The organism is Rhodopseudomonas palustris, from assembly GCF_013415845.1.
Taxonomy (GTDB): domain Bacteria; phylum Pseudomonadota; class Alphaproteobacteria; order Rhizobiales; family Xanthobacteraceae; genus Rhodopseudomonas; species Rhodopseudomonas palustris_F.
Genome location: NZ_CP058907.1, coordinates 5,160,778 through 5,178,783 on the forward strand (window position 1 = coordinate 5,160,778; position 18,006 = coordinate 5,178,783).

General features: G+C 65.5%; 19 protein-coding genes and 1 pseudogene. 18 read left to right on the forward strand and 2 right to left on the reverse strand.

The features are described from left to right. Window positions 1-12: 12 nt before the first annotated feature. From HZF03_RS23630 to HZF03_RS23710, 17 genes and pseudogenes are all read left to right on the forward strand, one after another. Window positions 13-915, forward strand: coding sequence for a LysR family transcriptional regulator (locus HZF03_RS23630; RefSeq protein WP_119020035.1), 903 nt, complete (start codon window positions 13-15; stop codon window positions 913-915). Between the two features lie 125 nt (window positions 916-1,040). Beyond that, window positions 1,041-2,158: pseudogene (locus HZF03_RS23635) on the forward strand (4-oxalomesaconate tautomerase). Between the two features lie 169 nt (window positions 2,159-2,327). Continuing rightward, window positions 2,328-3,356 carry an amidohydrolase family protein gene (locus HZF03_RS23640; protein WP_119020037.1) on the forward strand — a complete coding sequence of 343 codons (1,029 nt, stop codon included), beginning with the start codon at window positions 2,328-2,330 and terminating at the stop codon, window positions 3,354-3,356. A 2-nt stretch (window positions 3,357-3,358) separates the two neighbouring features. Continuing rightward, entirely contained in the window at window positions 3,359-4,054 is a 696-nt protein-coding gene (gene ligK / locus HZF03_RS23645; RefSeq protein WP_119020038.1) for a 4-carboxy-4-hydroxy-2-oxoadipate aldolase/oxaloacetate decarboxylase, read from the forward strand. Next, window positions 4,054-4,983, forward strand: a complete 930-nt coding sequence (locus HZF03_RS23650) for a DUF1932 domain-containing protein (protein ID WP_119020039.1) — start codon at window positions 4,054-4,056, stop codon at window positions 4,981-4,983. Before ligK ends, HZF03_RS23650 begins: the two co-directional genes overlap by 1 nt. A 248-nt stretch (window positions 4,984-5,231) precedes the next feature. Then, on the forward strand, window positions 5,232-6,146 hold the full coding sequence (locus HZF03_RS23655) for an amidohydrolase family protein (protein ID WP_119019854.1): 915 nt from the start codon (window positions 5,232-5,234) through the stop codon (window positions 6,144-6,146). A 106-nt stretch (window positions 6,147-6,252) separates the two neighbouring features. Continuing rightward, window positions 6,253-6,642, forward strand: a complete 390-nt coding sequence (gene ligA / locus HZF03_RS23660; protein ID WP_119019855.1) for a protocatechuate 4,5-dioxygenase subunit alpha — start codon at window positions 6,253-6,255, stop codon at window positions 6,640-6,642. Next, a complete protein-coding gene (locus HZF03_RS23665) occupies window positions 6,642-7,496 on the forward strand; it encodes a class III extradiol dioxygenase subunit beta (RefSeq protein ID WP_119019856.1) in 855 nt (284 codons plus the stop codon). Before ligA ends, HZF03_RS23665 begins: the two co-directional genes overlap by 1 nt. A gap of 1 nt (window position 7,497) precedes the next feature. After that, on the forward strand, window positions 7,498-8,457 hold the full coding sequence (locus tag HZF03_RS23670; RefSeq protein ID WP_119019857.1) for a Gfo/Idh/MocA family oxidoreductase: 960 nt from the start codon (window positions 7,498-7,500) through the stop codon (window positions 8,455-8,457). Window positions 8,458-8,649: 192 nt separating this feature from the next. After that, complete coding sequence (locus HZF03_RS23675) at window positions 8,650-9,048, forward strand: hypothetical protein (protein WP_119019858.1); 399 nt, start codon at window positions 8,650-8,652, stop codon at window positions 9,046-9,048. A gap of 105 nt (window positions 9,049-9,153) precedes the next feature. Beyond that, window positions 9,154-9,549, forward strand: a complete 396-nt coding sequence (hisE, locus tag HZF03_RS23680) for a phosphoribosyl-ATP diphosphatase (RefSeq protein WP_119019859.1) — start codon at window positions 9,154-9,156, stop codon at window positions 9,547-9,549. A gap of 101 nt (window positions 9,550-9,650) precedes the next feature. Further along, complete coding sequence (locus HZF03_RS23685; RefSeq protein ID WP_011160238.1) at window positions 9,651-10,232, forward strand: YqaA family protein; 582 nt, start codon at window positions 9,651-9,653, stop codon at window positions 10,230-10,232. 52 nt (window positions 10,233-10,284) lie between these two features. Next, window positions 10,285-10,947, forward strand: coding sequence for a hypothetical protein (locus HZF03_RS23690; RefSeq protein WP_119019860.1), 663 nt, complete (start codon window positions 10,285-10,287; stop codon window positions 10,945-10,947). A 145-nt stretch (window positions 10,948-11,092) separates the two neighbouring features. Beyond that, on the forward strand, window positions 11,093-12,061 hold the full coding sequence (locus HZF03_RS23695) for an NAD(P)H-dependent flavin oxidoreductase (protein WP_012497832.1): 969 nt from the start codon (window positions 11,093-11,095) through the stop codon (window positions 12,059-12,061). A 157-nt stretch (window positions 12,062-12,218) separates the two neighbouring features. Then, complete coding sequence (locus HZF03_RS23700) at window positions 12,219-12,992, forward strand: thioesterase family protein (RefSeq protein WP_119019861.1); 774 nt, start codon at window positions 12,219-12,221, stop codon at window positions 12,990-12,992. A gap of 188 nt (window positions 12,993-13,180) precedes the next feature. Beyond that, complete coding sequence (locus tag HZF03_RS23705; RefSeq protein ID WP_107346244.1) at window positions 13,181-13,435, forward strand: hypothetical protein; 255 nt, start codon at window positions 13,181-13,183, stop codon at window positions 13,433-13,435. 125 nt (window positions 13,436-13,560) lie between these two features. Next, window positions 13,561-14,289: a hypothetical protein gene (locus HZF03_RS23710; RefSeq protein ID WP_119019862.1), complete on the forward strand. Its 729-nt coding sequence runs from the start codon at window positions 13,561-13,563 to the stop codon at window positions 14,287-14,289. Window positions 14,290-14,342: 53 nt separating this feature from the next. On the opposite strand, the gene HZF03_RS23715 is transcribed toward HZF03_RS23710, so the two are convergent. Then, window positions 14,343-16,091, reverse strand: coding sequence for a tetratricopeptide repeat protein (locus HZF03_RS23715; RefSeq protein WP_119019863.1), 1,749 nt, complete (start codon window positions 16,089-16,091; stop codon window positions 14,343-14,345). A gap of 244 nt (window positions 16,092-16,335) precedes the next feature. Between HZF03_RS23715 and HZF03_RS23720 the strand changes: the two genes are divergently transcribed. Then, window positions 16,336-17,307 (forward strand): S8/S53 family peptidase, encoded by a 972-nt coding sequence (locus tag HZF03_RS23720; protein ID WP_119019864.1) that lies wholly within the window; start codon window positions 16,336-16,338, stop codon window positions 17,305-17,307. Here the strand turns inward: HZF03_RS23720 and HZF03_RS23725 are convergent. Then, entirely contained in the window at window positions 17,280-17,870 is a 591-nt protein-coding gene (locus tag HZF03_RS23725) for a DUF2478 domain-containing protein (RefSeq protein WP_011160246.1), read from the reverse strand. The genes HZF03_RS23720 and HZF03_RS23725 overlap by 28 nt on opposite strands. Window positions 17,871-18,006: the final 136 nt, after the last annotated feature.

The following is an 18,006-nucleotide window of genomic DNA, read 5'->3' on the forward strand; positions in this document are numbered from 1 at the left end:
CGCGATCAGGCGATGAACCTCAAGCAGCTCGAATATTTCATGCACGTCGCCGAGCTCGGCTCGTTCAGCAAGGCCGCGATGGTGCTGGATGTCGCCCAGCCGGCGCTAAGCCGGCAGGTGCGCGGGCTGGAGACTGAGCTGCGGCAGCAATTGTTCCTGCGCAACGGCCGTGGCGTGGCGCTGACCGAGGCCGGACGCCGGCTGTTCGATCACTCCGTCGCCATCATTCAGATGGTCGCACATGCCCGCGAAGACCTCGGCGCCAGCCGCGACGCGCCGGTCGGCCGCGTCACCATCGGGCTGCCGCCGTCGATCGCGCGACAACTGACACTGCCGCTGATCGACCAATTCAAGCGCACCCTGCCGTCGGCACGGCTGGCCATCGTCGAAGGCTTGTCGTCGCACATCATCGAATGGGTCACCACCGGCCGCGCCGATGTCGGCCTCGTCTACAATCCAGACGCGCAACCGGGCATCGAGATCACGCCGTTGCTGCAGGAACCGCTCGGGCTGGTCAGCTACGCGCCGCCCAGTAAGCGCCGCGGCGCAGCGGCTCCGCTGCCGTTCAAGGAACTGTCGAAATATCCGCTGATCGTTCCCGAACGGGTGCATGCGATGCGCCGGCTGCTGGAGAACGAGGCGGCGCTGGCCGGCGTCAAGCTCGACATCGCCTGGGAAGTGTCGAGCGTGCCCTCGATCATCGAATTGGTCTGCGCCGGCTACGGCCACGCGGTGCTGACGCGAAGCGGGGTCGCCGCATCGCCGCGGGCGGCCGAGCTGGTGATGCGTCCGCTGATCCAACCCGCGCCGGCGAGCGCGCTCTGCCTCGTCGTGTCCGCGACGCGGCGGCCGACGCCGCTGGCGCAGCACAGCATGCGCATGCTGACCGACCTGGTGCGGACGCTGCCGACCTGATTCCGGCTCACGGTTTCGGCACGGGCGCTTGCCATGCCGGAAGCCGATAGCTGTTATAGACCACCCGCCGTGGCGCCGGTCAGGCCGCCCGGCCAAAATAGCAATAACAATCCGGAAGGAAACGAATGCAAACCGCCATTCCCTGCCTGTTCATGCGCGGCGGGACCTCACGCGGCCCCTTCTTCAATGCAGCCGACCTGCCGAGCGACATTGCCACCCGCGACAAGGTGCTGCTCGCGGTGATGGGCTCGCCCGATCGCCGCCAGATCGACGGCCTCGGCGGTGCCCATCCGCTCACCAGCAAGGTCGGCATCGTTTCCAAAGGATCGAAGCCCGGCGTCGACCTCGATTTCCTGTTCGCACAACTCCAGCCTGACAAAGACACGGTCGATACCACGCCGAACTGCGGCAACATGCTGGCCGCTGTCGTGCCGTTCGCGCTCGAAACCGGGCTGGTCAAGCCGCAAGGCCCGACCACCACGCTGCGGGTGCTGACGCTGAACACCGACATGCAGTGCGACATCACGGTGCAGACGCCGGATGGCCATGTCGCATATGAGGGCGATGCGCGGATCGACGGCGCGCCCGGCACCTCGGCGCCGATCAAGATCAACTTCCTCGACACCGCGGGCTCGGTCGCCCCCGGCTTGCTGCCGACTGGCAACGTCCGCGACGTGATCGACGGCGTCGAGGTGACCTGCATCGACAACGGCATGCCGCTGGTGATGTTTCGAGCCGAGGCGGTCGGCCGCACCGGCTATGAGGGCGTCGCCCAGCTCAACGCCGACACCGAGCTGAAGGCGCGGCTGGAGAAGCTGCGGATCGCCTGCGGCCACGCGATGCAGCTCGGCGACGTCACCTCGAAGAACTATCCGAAGATGACGCTGATCTCGGCGCCGCGCGCCGGCGGCAACATCTCGACACGCAGCTTCATTCCGCACGTCTGCCACGACGCCATCGGTGTGCTCGCAGCCGTGACGGTGGCGACCGCTTGCGTGCTGAAAGGCAGCGTCACCGAAGGCATCGCGCAGGTGCCGGACGGCACGGTGAAGCAGATCTCCGTTGAGCACCCGACCGGCGAATTCTCGGTCGAGATCGAAGTCGATCCGCAGAACCCGCAAAACGTCACCCGCGCCGCCTTGCTACGCACCGCCCGCCTGATCATGCGCGGCGAAGCGATGGTCCCGGCTCGGTGTGGGATGGGAAGCAGACCAGCGACGCAGCGCTGCGGCGCGCGGGGTGAGGGATCGAAAAGACAAGACTAGCATCGATGCTCGCTGAGTTGGCGAGCAGGCAACCACATAACCGACGTCATGCGCGGGCTTGACCCGCGCATCCATCTTCCGAAGAGCGATGGATTGCCGGGTCAAGCCCGGCAATGACGGCAAGAAACTAATCAGAGGCATCCGACGATGATTATCGACATTCACGGCCACTACACCACCGCGCCGAAGGCGCTGGAGGATTGGCGTAACCGGCAGATCGCCGGCATCAAGGATCCGTCCGTGATGCCGAAAGTATCCGAGCTAAAGATTTCGGACGACGAGCTGCGCGCTTCGATCATCGAGAACCAGCTCAAGAAGATGCAGGAACGCGGCAGCGACCTCACGGTGTTCTCTCCGCGCGCCTCGTTCATGGCGCACCATATCGGCGACTTCAACGTGTCGTCGACCTGGGCGGCGATCTGCAACGAGCTGTGCTACCGCGTCTCGCAGCTGTTCCCCGACAATTTCATCGGCGCTGCGATGCTACCGCAGTCGCCCGGCGTAGATCCAAAGACGTGCATTCCCGAGCTGGAGAAGTGCGTCAAGGAGTACGGCTTCGTCGCCATCAACCTCAATCCCGATCCGTCGGGCGGGCACTGGACCTCGCCGCCGCTGACCGACCGGATCTGGTATCCGATCTACGAGAAGATGGTCGAGCTCCAGATCCCGGCGATGATCCACGTCTCGACCAGCTGTAACGCCTGCTTCCACACCACCGGCGCGCATTATCTCAACGCCGACACCACCGCGTTCATGCAGTGCGTCGCCGGCGATCTGTTCAAGGACTTCCCGGAGCTGAAATTCGTGATCCCGCACGGCGGCGGCGCGGTGCCGTATCACTGGGGCCGCTTCCGCGGCCTCGCTCAGGAGATGAAGAAGCCGCTGCTCGAGGACCACGTCCTCAACAACATCTTCTTCGACACCTGCGTGTATCACCAGCCGGGTATCGACCTGCTCAACACCGTGATTCCGGTCGACAACGTGCTGTTCGCCTCCGAGATGATCGGCGCGGTGCGCGGCATCGATCCGCGGACCGGTTTCTACTACGACGACACCAAGCGCTACATCGAGGCGTCGACCATCCTGACGCCGGAAGAGAAGCAGCAGATCTACGAAGGCAACGCCCGCCGCGTCTATCCGCGGCTCGATGCTGCGCTCAAGGCGAAGGGCAAGTAATCATGACCGTACGGATGAACGATCTCGGCATCGTCAAGCGCAACATCGACCGCGCCGACAAGGCGGCGGTCGAGAAGCTGTCGCGGTTCGGCGTCGCCACCGTGCACGAGGCGATGGGCCGCGTCGGCCTGATGCAGCCCTATATGCGGCCGATCTATCCGGGCGCCCATATCTGCGGCACCGCCGTCACCGTGCTGCTGCAACCGGGCGACAACTGGATGATGCATGTGGTCGCCGAGCAGATTCAGCCGGGCGATGTCGTGGTCGCGGCCTGCACCGCCGATTCCACCGACGGCTTCTTCGGCGACCTGCTGGCGACCAGCTTCCGCGCCCGCGGCGCGCTCGGCTTGATCATCGACGCCGGCGTCCGCGACGTTCGCGATCTCACCCAGATGAACTTTCCGGTGTGGTCCAAGGCGATCCACGCCAAGGGCACGGTGAAAGCGACGCTCGGCTCGGTCAACATTCCGGTGGTGGCCGCCGGCGCCCATATCACGCCCGGCGATGTGGTGATTGCCGATGACGACGGCGTCGTGGTGGTGCCGGCCGCAGTCGCACAGATGGCAGCCGATGCGGCCGAAGCCCGCGAGGCCAACGAGGCCGACAAACGCGCCAAGCTGGCGTCAGGCGTGCTCGGCCTCGACATGTACAAGATGCGCGAGCCGCTGGAAAAAGCCGGCCTGAAGTACATCGACTGATGAGCAGCGCTCCGAAACAGTGGCAGGTCGGGATCGTCGGCTACGGCGAGGTTGGCAAGATTCTCGCCGAGGATTTGCGCGCGCAGGGCGTCAAGGTCGCGGCCTATGACGTCAAGCTCGCCGACGATCGCGGCGGGCCGCAGCGCGAACACGCCAGCCGCCACGACGTTGCGCTGACGACGTCGCATGCGGAGCTTGCAGCCCGCAGCGATTTCATCATCTCGGCGGTGACGGCGAGCCAGACCGTAGCGGTGGCCGAAGCCTGCGCCGGCGCCATCAACCAAGGCACTTGGTTTCTCGACTTCAACTCAGCCTCGCCCGGCGCCAAGCAGCGCGCAGCCTCCCTGATCGACGGCGCTCAAGGTCGCTATGTCGAAGGCGCGGTGATGACCTCGGTGCCGCCGTATCGGATCAAGGTGCCGCTGCTGCTCGGCGGGGCCTACGCGGCAGAGCTGGCGCCGCTGATCAATACACTCGGCTTCGCCGCCAAGCCCGCGAGCGACCAGCTCGGCGTCGCGTCCGCCACCAAGATGTGCCGCAGCATCATGATCAAGGGGCTGGAGGCGATGGTGATCGAGAGCTTCACCACCGCGCGTGCCTACGGCGTCGAGGACGCGGTGATCGCATCGCTGCAGGAGACGTTTCCGTCGATCGATTGGGAGAAGCAGGGGGCCTACTTCTTCCAGCGCGTGATCGAACACGGCCGCCGCCGCGCCGAGGAAGTGCGCGAAGTCGCCGAGACGGTGCGCGAGGCCGGCCTGACGCCATGGTCGGCGCAGGGCACCGCGGAGCGGCAAGCCTGGGTGGCAGACCTCGCCGACGAAGGCCTGTTCGGCACCCGCGGCGCAACCGGCTTCGCGCGGAGTCCGGACTGGCGGACGGAAGCGGATCGGATTTTGGCGAAGGTAAAGGACGAGACGAAGACGTGATGCCGAAGTTATTGACGGCGGAGTGGCTGACGTAATTGGCCGAAGCGCTCATGGCACCCCTCCCCCCTTGCGGGGAGGGTCGGCCGAGCGAAGCGGAGGCCGGGGTGGGGGTCCACGAGTCGCGGCGCCTGGGGACCCCCACCCCCGACCCCTCCCCGCAAGGGGGAGGGGAGACGAGAGGCCGAGGCTGAACATGATGACTTCAACGAGCGCACAGTTGAATCGCGCTGACTTGGACGAGTAATTGAATGACCTTCGAAAAGACCCCCGGCTGGCTGGACTGGTACCAAGGCCCATCGAAGCCGCGCTTCAAAGTGCCGGCGGGCGCGGTCGATGCGCATTGCCATGTGTTCGGGCCGGGCGACGAGTTTCCGTTCGCACCGGAGCGCAAGTACACGCCGTGTGATGCGTCCAATGAACAGCTCTACGCACTGCGCGACCATCTCGGCTTTTCCCGCAACGTCGTCGTCCAGGCGACCTGCCACGGTGCCGACAACCGGGCGATGGTTGATGCGCTGGTGCATTCCAACGGCAAGGCGCGCGGCGTCGCCACGGTGAAGCGCAGCGTCACCGATGCCGAACTGCAGGCGATGCACGACGCCGGCGTCCGCGGCGTGCGCTTCAACTTCGTCAAGCGGCTGGTCGACTTCACCCCGAAGGACGAGCTGGTCGAGATCGCCGGGCGCATCAAAGAGCTCGGCTGGCATGTGGTGATCTATTTCGAGGCGGTCGACCTGCCCGAGCTGTGGGACTTCTTCACCGCGCTGCCGACCACCGTGGTGGTCGACCACATGGGCCGGCCGGACGTCACCAAGCCGGTCGACGGCCCGGAGTTCGAGCTGTTCGTCAAATTCATGCGCGAGCATGCCAATGTCTGGTCGAAGGTGAGTTGCCCGGAGCGGCTCTCGGTGTCCGGCCCGCCGGCGCTGAACGGCGAGCAAAACGCCTATCGCGACGTGATCCCGTTCGCCCGCCGCATCGTCGAGACCTTCCCAGACCGCGTGCTGTGGGGAACCGACTGGCCGCATCCGAACCTGAAGGACCATATGCCGGACGACGGCCTGCTCGTCGACTTCATTCCCCACATCGCGCCGACGCCGGAACTTCAACGCAAGCTGCTGGTCGACAACCCAATGCGGCTGTACTGGCCGGAGGAGAAATGATCCGATCGCCCGCGCGGCGTGCGCGGACCTCACCTCTCCCCGCCGCGGGGAGAGGGAGCGGCCGCCGCCCGTTTCGTAACTAACAAGTCTTAGAGGAGACCCCGCCATGCCCCTCGACAAACCCTACAAGGACGTGCCCGGCACCACGATCTTCGACGCCGACATGTCGCGCCAGGGCTATCATCTCAACCAGTTCTGCATGTCGCTGATGAAGCCCGAGAACCGCGCCCGCTTCAAGGCGGACGAGCGCGCTTATCTCGACGAGTGGCCGATGACCGAGGAGCAGAAGCAGGCGGTGCTCGATCGCGATCTCAATCGCTGCATCGCGCTCGGCGGCAACATCTACTTCCTGGCCAAGATCGGCGCCACCGACGGCAAGAGCTTCCAGCAGATGGCGGGCTCGATGACCGGGATGACCGAAGAGGAATATCGCAACATGATGGTCGGCGGCGGCCGCCCGATCGAGGGTAATCGCTACGTCGGGGAGAAGAAGTAATGGCCCGTATCACCGCCAGCGTTTACACCTCGCACGTTCCGGCGATCGGCGCCGCGATCGACATGCAGAAGACCGGCGAAGACTATTGGAAGCCGGTGTTCAAGGGCTACGAGTTCTCCAAGCAATGGCTGAAGGACCAGAAGCCCGACGTGATCTTTTTGGTGTTCAACGATCACGCCACCGCCTTCAGTCTCGACCTGATTCCGACCTTCGCGATCGGCACCGCGGCCGAGTATCAGCCGGCCGACGAAGGCTGGGGCCCGCGCCCGGTGCCGAAAGTGGTCGGCCATCCGCGGCTCGCCGCCCATATCGCCCAGTCGGTGATCCAGGACGATTTCGACCTCACCATCGTCAACAAGATGGATGTCGATCACGGGCTCACCGTGCCGCTCAGCCTGATGTGCGGCGAGCCGCAGGCCTGGCCCTGCCCGGTGATCCCGTTCGCCGTCAACGTCGTGCAGTATCCGGTGCCGTCGGGCCGGCGCTGCTACATGCTCGGGCAGGCGATCGGCCGCGCCATCCGGTCCTATGACGAGGATCTCAACGTACAGATCTGGGGCACCGGCGGCATGAGCCATCAGCTCCAGGGGCCGCGCGCCGGTCTGATCAACCGCGAATGGGACAACGCCTTCCTCGACCAGATCATCAATGATCCCGATGGGCTGTCGCAGAAGCCGCATATCGACTACGTCCGCGAGGCGGGCTCCGAGGGCATCGAGCTGGTGATGTGGCTGATCGCGCGCGGCGCGATGAGCGATGTCGCCGGCGGCCCCAAGCCCAAGGTCGCCCACCGTTTCTACCACGTCCCGGCCAGCAACACTGCGGTCGGCCACCTCATTCTGGAGAACGCCTGACATGGCAAAGACGATCAAGGTCGCCCTCGCGGGAGCGGGTGCGTTCGGCATCAAGCATCTCGACGGCATCAAGAACATCGACGGCGTCGAAGTGGTGTCGCTGATCGGGCGCCGGCTGGAGCCGACCCAGGACGTCGCCAAGAAGTACGGCATCGCGCACGTCTCGACCGAACTGTCCGACGCGCTGGCGCTGAAGGAAGTCGATGCGGTCATCCTCTGCACGCCCACCCAGATGCACGCGCAACAGGGCATCGACTGTTTGCGCGCCGGCAAGCACGTCCAGGTCGAAATCCCGCTGGCCGACTCGCTGAAGGATGCGCAGGCGGTGGTCGATCTGCAGAAGGAGACCGGCCTGGTGGCGATGTGCGGCCACACCCGCCGCTTCAATCCAAGCCATCAGTACATCCATAAGAAGATCAAGGCCGGGGAGCTGAACGTCCAGCAGATGGATGTGCAGACCTACTTCTTCCGCCGCACCAACATGAACGCGCTCGGCCAGCCGCGGAGCTGGACCGATCACCTGCTGTGGCACCACGCCGCCCACACAGTCGATCTGTTCGCCTATCAGGCGGGTTCGCCGATCGTGAAGGCTAACGCGGTGCAGGGCCCGATCCATCCCGACCTCGGCATCGCGATGGACATGTCGATCCAGCTCAAGGCCGCCAACGGTGCGATCTGCACGCTGTCGCTGTCGTTCAACAATGACGGCCCGCTCGGCACCTTCTTCCGCTACATCTGCGACAACGGCACCTACATCGCCCGCTACGACGATCTGGTGAACGGCAAGGAAGAGAAGATCGACGTCTCCAAGGTCGATGTCTCGATGAACGGCATCGAGCTGCAGGACCGCGAGTTCTTCGCTGCGATCCGCGAAGGCCGCGAGCCGAATTCGTCCGTCGCCCAGGTGCTGCCCTGCTACCAGGTGCTGCACGACCTCGATCAGCAGCTCGCCGAGGGCTGATGTCGCAGCCAAACTACTGATCGCATTGGTTCAAATGGCCGGGCACCGTCCCGGCCATTTTCTTGATCGAGCTGCGAACCAGCTGTCCCGCCGTCGCATCGTCCCTTGTGTTTCCGTTATGGAACCTTAGGTCCATGACTGGGGTTGTCTTGGCAGATCACCCAGACACGCCCCGTCAGGCGGAGGATCCAGATGCAGAAGCGCAAATCCTTGTGGTCGTCGGGCGGCCGGACCGTCGCGCTCGTGACCGCTCTGGCGCTGGCCGTACCAGCGCTCGAACCCGCTGCGGCATTCGCCGCACCGTCCAACAAGATACAGACCGCAGCTCCGGCGACCGAAGCGGCTCCGCTGACCGACGTCAGCGCGCGCAAGCGCCGCTACGCCCGGCGTGGCGGCAATGGCAATGCGGCAGCTGCGGCGGCCTTCGTCGGGATCGTCGGCACGATCGGAGCGATCGCCGCCGCCCAGGCGCAGCGTGACGCTTACGAGAGCCGGTACCGCTACTACTATGGGCCGGGCCCGGGTTATTACGGGGGGCCGCGCTATTATGGCGCACCTTATGGCCGGCAACCGTACTACTACGGCTACTGACCGCTGGAATTCAGCCCCCAGGCGCGATTGTTCTGCCTCTAAGGTCGGAGATCGCGCCTGAGTTGCGTTTACACGACTGACATCGAAATCAGCTAAGCTATTGGAATGGCTGATTCGCTCGACCGCCTTTATCAGGCCGTGCTGGCGGCACGGGATCTCGATCCGGCGACGTCGCGCACCGCTCGGCTGTTTCAGCGCGGCTCCGGCAAGATGGCCAAGAAGCTCGCCGAAGAGGCGATCGAAGTGGTGATCGACGCGGTCAACGGTAATCGCGAGGCGGTGATCCGCGAAAGCGCCGACCTTCTCTACAATCTGACGGTGCTGTGGGCTTCGGCGGGCGTCCGCCCTGAGGACGTCTGGGCCGAAATGCGCCGCCGCGAGAACCTGCTCGGCATCGCCGAGAAGCTGCCGAAATCGCGGATCGGCAAGCCGGCCGCGCCGCACGCGACGCGACGTCCCGTGATCCCGCAGGACACCCGCGCCGTGCGCAAGCATCGCTGAACTCACTTCCTCTCGCCCCGCGGTTTCCGGCATCCCGTTCTCCAGCATCTGTGCCTTTTGCGCCATGGACAAACCGGCGACGGAATGGTTGATCGCGCCCCATGCTGCGCAAAATCTACGACTGGTGCATCGACGCCGCCCACAAGCCCTACGCCCTTTGGATTCTGGGGATGGTCTCCTTCGCGGAGAGCTCATTCTTCCCGATCCCGCCGGACGTGATGCTGATTCCGATGTCACTGGCGCGGCCGCAACGCGCCTGGTTCTACGCGGCGCTGTGCACCGTCACCTCGGTGGCCGGCGGCGTCGTCGGTTACGCGATCGGCGCACTGCTGTACGACTCGGTTGGGCACTGGCTGATCCAGCTTTACGGCTATGGCGACAAGGTCGAGGCGTTTCGCGCCGGCTACGCCCAATGGGGCGCCTGGATCATCCTGCTCAAGGGCCTCACCCCGATCCCGTACAAGCTCGTCACCATCACCTCGGGCTTTGCCGGCTACGACATCTGGCTGTTCATCCTGTTCTCGATCATTGCCCGCGGTGGCCGGTTCTTCATCGTCGCGGTCGTGCTGAACCGCTATGGCGTGGTGATCCGCGAGCAGATCGAAAAGCGGCTCGGCCTGTGGGTGACGATCGGCGCGGTGGTGCTGGTCCTCGGCTTCGTCATCGCCTTCAAGCTGGTCTAGCGGGGACGGCGAATAGCCTTCTCTCCGCCGGCGCATCGGCGTAGGCTGGGCCATGCCTATCTCGAACCGCAGGTTGCGCCGGCGTCTCGTGCCGCGCCGCGTCGGCATTTTCACAGCCGCGATGCTCGCGACAGCCCTGCTCGGCATCCCCGCGCTGGCGCAGAATTACGCGCCCCCGCCGCCGGCCGACCGGCCGCCGCCACCTCCACCAGCGCGCACGGACAATCCGGGCCTGGTCGATGAAATCCAGAAGCTGCTGAAGACGCCGTCGTCGCTGCTGCCGTCGTTCGGCAGCGACAGCAAGGACGCGCCGCCGCCTCCCCCGCCGACCCCTCCGCCACCGCCCCAACAGAGTCCGGCAGGACCACCTGCATCGTCACAGACTGCTCCACCACCGCCTCCGCCGCCTATCGGCGGCAGGCCGCCGTCACCTCCGCCTGCGCCGCCTCCTCCGCCTGCTCCGGCCGCATCATCGGCACCGATCGTGCCGTCGATGGTCAGCGGAAGGCAGGTTTGTCCCGCGGCGCCGGGCAGCGGCGCCGACTGCCAGGCCGCGGCCGACATCCTGTGCCGGTCGAAAGGCTATGGCGGCGGCAAAAGCCTCGGCGTCGATGCGACCGAGAAGTGCTCGGCCAAGGTGCTGATCCCCGGACGGCCGCGCGAACCAGGCGATTGCCGCACGGAAAATTTCGTCACACGGGCATGGTGCCAGTAGTCGGCGGCTGATCACTGCGACGAAACGTGCGCTTGCGTCGAAAGGCTACGAATTCGCCAAATCCCACCTTGCAGGTCGGTTCCTCGCTTGCTTTTGTGTCGCCGCGGCCGCGCCGCCAAACACAACAAACAAGGAGAAACTCGAAATGCCCATGCCTGCGTTGTTCAAGGGCCGCCTCTCGGTCCCGGTGATCGGCTCACCGTTGTTCATTATTTCGGGTCCCGAGCTGGTGATCGCGCAATGCAAGGCCGGCGTAGTCGGGTCGTTTCCGGCGCTCAACGCGCGTCCCGCCGCGCTGCTCGACGAGTGGCTGCACCAGATCAAGGAAGAGCTCGCGGCCTACGACAAGGCGCATCCCGAGCGTCCGTCGGCGCCGTTCGCCGTCAACCAGATCGTGCACAAATCCAACAACCGGCTCGATGCCGACCTCGCGCTTTGTGAAAAGCACAAGGTCCCGATGCTGATCACCTCGCTCGGCGCCCGTGAAGAGCTGAACCAGGCCGCGCATAATTGGGGCGGCATCGTCTTCCACGACGTCATCAATCAGAAGTTCGCCCATAAGGCGGTCGAGAAAGGCGCCGACGGCCTGATCCTGGTCGCGGCCGGCGCCGGCGGCCATGCCGGCACGCAGTCGCCGTTCGCCTTCGTCACCGAAACCCGCGCCTGGTACAACGGCCCGATCGCTCTGTCCGGCGCGATCGCTAACGGCCGCGCGATCCGTGCCGCCCGCGTGCTCGGGGCCGACTTCGCCTATATCGGCTCGGCCTTCATCGCCACCAAGGAAGCCAATGCGGTCGACCGCTACAAGGAGATGATCACCACCTCCGGCGCCGACGACATCGTGTATTCCAACCTGTTCACCGGCGTGCACGGCAACTACCTCAAGCCGTCGATCGTCGCGGCCGGCATGGACCCGGACAATCTCGAACAGTCCGATCCGTCGAAGATGAACTTCGGCACCGACGAGTCCGGCGAGCGCGCCAAGCCGAAGGCCTGGAAGGAGATCTGGGGAGCGGGCCAGGGCATCGGCAGCATCGACGCAGTGCTGCCGGCCGGCGAACTGATCGCCCGCTTCAAGAAGGAATACGACGAGGCGATCGACCCGCCGCTGTGAGGCAATAACCGTCGTCTCCTCTGCTAACCCCGCTCATTGCGAGGGGTGAAACGACGAAGCAATCCAGCTCCGTGCACCGCGCTCTGGATTGCTTCACTTCGCTCGCAATGACGGGGAAAGCTCCGATCTCGCCAGCCCAGCTCGTGGAAGTCACCGCATGGACTCCATCTATCGCATCGACGGCATCAATATCGAAACCAGCCCGAACGCGGCGGGGCCGTGGGACCCGACGATGCAGCACGGCTCGCCGCCGTCTGCCCTGGTCACTTATCTCGCCGAGCAGATCCCGACGCCGTCGCCGATGCAGATCTCACGCGTCACCGTCGACCTGTTGCGGCCGGTCCCGGTGGGACCGCTGACCTACCAGACTGAAGTACTGCGCGAAGGCCGCAAGATTCAGCTCTGCGCCGTGCGGCTACTCTCGAAGGGCGTCATCGTGGTCGGCGCCACGGTGCTGAAGATCCGCGTCGCCCCACCTGATCTGCCGGATGACATCGAGCATCCGCCGCTCGACGTGCCGCATCCCGACGACTGCCCGGTCCTCGACCCCGGCTTCACCCGCAATCCGTTCGTCGGCGGCATGTCGCTGCGGAAGGTCTATGGCGGCTTCGGCGAGATCGGCCCCGGTGCCACCTGGTATCGTGCCGACCGCGCCCTGGTCGAAGGGCAACCGACCTCGCAGGCGATGCGCGCGGTGGTCGCCGCTGACTTCAGCAACGCGACCTCGTCGATCCTCGACTTCAAGCACTGGACCTTCATCAACGCCGACCTCAACGTGTTCTTCGCGCGGCAGCCGGTCGGCGACTGGGTACTGCTGAACTCCGAGATGTGGCTGGGGCCGGACGGCGCCGGGATCGCCTCGTCGAAGCTCGCAGACGTCCACGGTTATTTCGGCCGTGCGATCCAGAACCTCGTGGTCGAACAGCGCTGAGCTGATCACACCGGCCTGTGGATAGCAGGGATCACTCCAGGTATTTCAACGAGGCGACCAAGCCCTCAGAATCAGTTTAACACCGCATTAACCATCCTCGGCACATCAATAGGGCCGCCGCGATGCGGGCCCGTTCGATGACCGATCCTGCATCGTTGGCGTACACCACAGCCGAAGTGGACCTCGCCATGCTGCATGTCGAAAAGACTTCCGCGACCCTCGACGAACTCCGCATCCGGGTCGCGCACGCGCTGCATCGCCATCCGCTGTGCCGCGACGTGCGCTTCGAAATCGTCGGGACGCCGCGCACCCGCAAGGGCGGCAACTGGACAATTAGCATCCAGTCGGTCGCCCCCGACGCGCTGTGGGAAGCTTCCGAAATCGTCGCTGATATTCAGGAAGCCTATGAGCTGGCCGAGATGCCGATGTACGCGGCAGCCTGATCGACAGCCTCGGGCACCGGAACCAAGCACCCCGCGGAACTGCTCATAGTTACCACTAACAGCCATATTTCCTCTGCATTCTTGCGCGATACGAACATCCATTCGTCGCCGCGACGGAGATCAGCTTGACCAAAGCCGTCACTCTTTCTGCGCTGGTGTGCGTGCTCCTGGCGAGTGCGTCCGCCGCCAGCATTCTGGCCCGCGCCAGCGTTCCCGCCGCGGGACTGGCCGGCGTGGCCGCGGTCGAGCGTCCTATCAGCAACCGCGAATTCAAGGCCGACAAGCTCGAAGTCGCGCTGCAGCCGGACGAACCTGAAGTTCAGGCCGCGCAAGACCAGCCCGCCGACGATCAAGCCGCGACCACCACGGCGGACGCGACCGTGCCGGCCAAGCCGCTACAGCTCGCTTACGCGACCGATGATCTGCCGGTTGCCGCAATCCCGGAAGCGGCTCCTTCGGACCCTAGCGTCGCAGCGCCCAAAGCGGTCACCACGCTGCCGCCGGTGATCGCTACAACTCCGCTCCAGAAGCCGAAGCCCAAGCCTGCCGCGAAGGAAGCGCTGCTCAGCGACGGCCAGATCGCACAGATCAAGACTCGCCTCAATCTGTCGTCGTCGCAGGAGTATTATTGGCCGTCGGTCGAGCAGGCACTGCGCGCGATCGGCCGCAAGCTGCATGCGACTGCGCGCGGCCGCGACAGCAGCGCACCGCCGATCGATCCGGACAGCGCCGAAGTCCAGCAGCTCAAATACGCCGCGATGCCGCTGCTGTTTCAACTGCGCGAGGATCAGAAGCAGGAAGTCCGCAAGCTCGCCCGCGCCATGGGCCTCGAACAGGTCGCGCAGCAGATCTGACGCGCATAGCAGCAGGCGCGAATGCGCCTCTGATCCTGTTAGCCGGATCGATGCTACGCAGCGGTTTCGTGGGTTTCCCGCTCCGGCCAATCTGACGGCCGTCCCGGCACCATCTTGAGCCCCTGGACGAAGTGATCGACCCAGGTGCGATCGACGAACGGCAGCCAATCCAGAAATCGTTTGGAGAAATTCGGCTTGATGGCGAGTAGCTCGTCGCAGGCGATCCGTGCCGCGTCGAGCTGCCCGATCCGCGCCAGCGCGTTGATCTTCAGAACATGCGCGTACCAATAGGCAGGGCGCCGCGCCAGCGCCAGCGTGGCGTGCTCGATCGCCTCCGGCCACTGCCCCAGCATCGTATAGGCGAGCGCCAGCTCGCCCAACGAATAGAAGATGTTGGGATCATTCGACGACAGCCGCATCGCGGTCTTGAGCTGAACGATCGCCCGATCGGGCTCGCCGGCGAGGTTGAAGCAGCCGCCGAGCTGAGCGTGCGCCAGCGCCAGGCTCGGGGTGAGCGTGATCGCCTGCCTGAGCAGGTTCTTCGCCTCGAGCGGATGGCGCAGCCACATCTCGGCGATGCCGGCGAGCATGAAGCCGCGACCGTCATCGGGATCGGCCAGCATCGCCTGTTGCGACAGCTTGCGCATCCGCTGGACCTGATCCTGCGGCTGGCGGCCGGCCCAGATCGACCACGCCAGCGCCGCCGTTGCCTGGATCAAGGCTTCGGGCGAGTCCGGATCGAGCGCCAGGGCCTCAGCGAACAGCTTCTGCGCCATCTCGGAATCCGCGCGCGTCAGCCGGTTGAGATGCCAGCGGCCGCGCCAGATCAGATCGCAAACGCCGAGCTTGTCCTGGCGCTTGCCGCGGATACGGATCTGCTCGGCATGCTCGATCCGGCTTTCGAGTTGCGCCACCAGTTCGTTGACGAACTGCACGAGCTCGTCATGCGCCGCCGGGGATTGCAGCGTGAACCGCCGCGACCACAGCGAATAGCCGGTGATCGCCTCGGCCAGGGAGGCCGACACCCCATAGGAGTCGTAGGCGCGATACAGCCGGCCCTCGACGAGGTACTGCGCGCCCAGCCGCTGGCCGATCAGCTTGCGATCGTCGCTCTCGGTGAACGAGAAGCTCGAGTTGCGCGAGATCACCGGCAGCCAGCGGATGCGCGACAGCCCGACGATCAGCTCCTCGCCAATGCCTTCGGCCACATAGTCCAGCGTCTCGTCGCCGGTGGCGTTGGCGAATGGCAAGACCGCGATCGCGGGACGGCCGGCGAAGCCCACCGGCGGGGTCGAGATGTCGACGATGTGAGTCGGCAGCGTACCGGCGCCGCCCGTCACCGCCGAAACCACAACGTCTTGGGCCGGCGGCACCAGCGCATCGCGCTGCTCCCGCAGCCATTCGCCGAAGCCGCGCTCGCTCGAAATATCAAGTCCTTCGAGGAATTCGCCGTTTGCGCGGCCGGAGCGCGCCACGAACAGATCGATGTCGATCAGATCTGTACGGAGACGTACGCGATCGCGATCGCTGAGCAGCAGTTCGGCGCCGCCCGTGTTCAGCACCTTGCGCAGGTTCGACAGCTCGCGGCGCAGGCTGCCGGCGGCTTCCGCCTTGCGCCGACTACCCCACAGTCGATCCTGCAGCCAACCGCGGCTGCGCGCACCGTCGCGCGACAAGGCGAGCATCGCGACGACGGCGATGCCCTTCTTGCTGGTAATCTCGACCCGGCGCCCGCCGGGCGCCGTAAGCTCGAAGGGCCCAAGCAGCCGAAGCGCATATCGCTCCGAGTTTGCCGCCGTCATCCCGTATCCTTCCTGCCTCTCCGCTCAAACTAGCACTTTTCACGCGTCTATCACGCCATTTTCACGCTGGAGGCCGATCGATAAGGAGGCGGAACTAGACCCAATAAGGGAATATGCAAGATGTCTCTTGACCGATTGAAAAATTGAGGAACAAAGAGACATATACCGTCGGTTGCAGCGGGCGAGCGTGGCAACGATATGCGAGCGAATCGCATGTGAAACGGCGGAAGATACGGGCGGGGTTATGGTTAGCGTGTCTGGAAGCGAGCTCCACCAGGAGCTTCTGTTCGCGTTCGGCGGCGGCGAGCGCGATGTTACCGTGGCGTTGCTCGACGGATTGGTCGACCGCACCCATGACTGTTTCATCGGCGCGCCCCTCAAGCCCATCAACACCGCAGCCGCCCAGCGCGCCGGCGACGACGCCCCAGCGAGCGCGCAAGCCACCCATTTGGCCAGCCTCCTGTTCGGGCAGCCCTGCCGGTCGGTAGAGGGCCTCGCCCCGATGTGCAGCGGTTTGCTGGCGCCAATCTTCAGCCAGAACCGATCGGTGTGCGGACAAGCCGATCTTGCCGACGCGATCACGCGCTCACTCGATTTTGGTGCCGACATCATCTTGATTGGTGCCGGAGCATTCGAACGACCCTGGTATCCGGGCTTCGCGCTGGCGGACGCGATCGCCAAGTGCAACGCCAGCAATGTGTTGATCGTCACCAGCGCGGGCAGCAAGGGCTGCACCACGCTGCTGCGCCGTTGCGGCACCTTGAACTTGCTGCCGGTCGCAGCCCTCGACAGCGTCGGCCAGCTCCTCGGCGGCCAATGCCGCGACCTCGGCGATATCGGCATCGCCATTCCCGGCACCAGCGTATCGGGCGCGGCCCTGGAAGGCCGAGTGGTGCAGCGGAGCAACCCAAATGTGGCGGCGGGGATTGTGGCGGGGGCGGCTGCGGTGCTGTTGGGCGTGCTGTGCCGGGTGGGCGCCAGGCGCGATCCCGGCGCCGTCGCCGAGGCGATCCGGATGACCGCGACACCGCGGGGCGCGCTCGGCGGATCCGATTACCCGGCGACCTGGACCGGCCGCAAGAGCCTGGAGACGGCAGCCGCCTACCTGACGGGGCGCTACGAGAGCGCCTACGCGTCAAGCCTGTTCGAAACCTGGTATCGCGCCCGAGCGGGCGCGACCCGGTCGGATCACGCCGCGTTCCGCCCGCGGGCGTGATCGCGCCACCACGCTTCCAGCGCATCCGCCTCCGGCGGCAGCGACACCGACAGCCCCTGGGCGAAGTCGTTCCAGACGTCCTCGGCCTTCGGCGTCACCACGCACGCCACCGGCACGCCGGCCGCGATCGCCGCCTGAAACGCCGACATCAACCCGCCGCGCACCGCCTCCTGGCCGCCGAACCGGCTCAGCACCACCAGCGCCGGCTTGCGCGCCACCGCGCGTTCGACCGCCCCCGCCGCGAGCGCCAGCGACGACGAATTGAGATTGCAGGCCTGCGATCCCGAGCCGAGGTCCTGATGCATCGCGTAGCGGTCGCCGGTCGCGATATCGATCAGCTCGCTGCGGCACTCGCAGCCTTCGTGACCGCCGCCATGACCTTCACCATGCCCGTGTCCCTGATGACCGCTGCCGGCATCCTCCGGCGGCACGATCACGCCGACGACGTCGATGCCTTCGGCCTTGCGACGCAGCGCGAACGCGGTGAGCACGTCGGCGGCCGGCGTGCCGGGCCCGCCGCGCAGCGCCGCGATCGGCATCAGTTGATTGCTCTCAAACGACATTGTCGACTCTCCTCCATCAGATACGGACGCACGTCGTCGCTGACCCGACACGACTGGTAGTCGCGTAGTCGCCAGCGCCGCCGTGGCAGCGATCAGAATGGAGAATGCGAAGTTCGTGCCGACTCGCGGCGCGTCG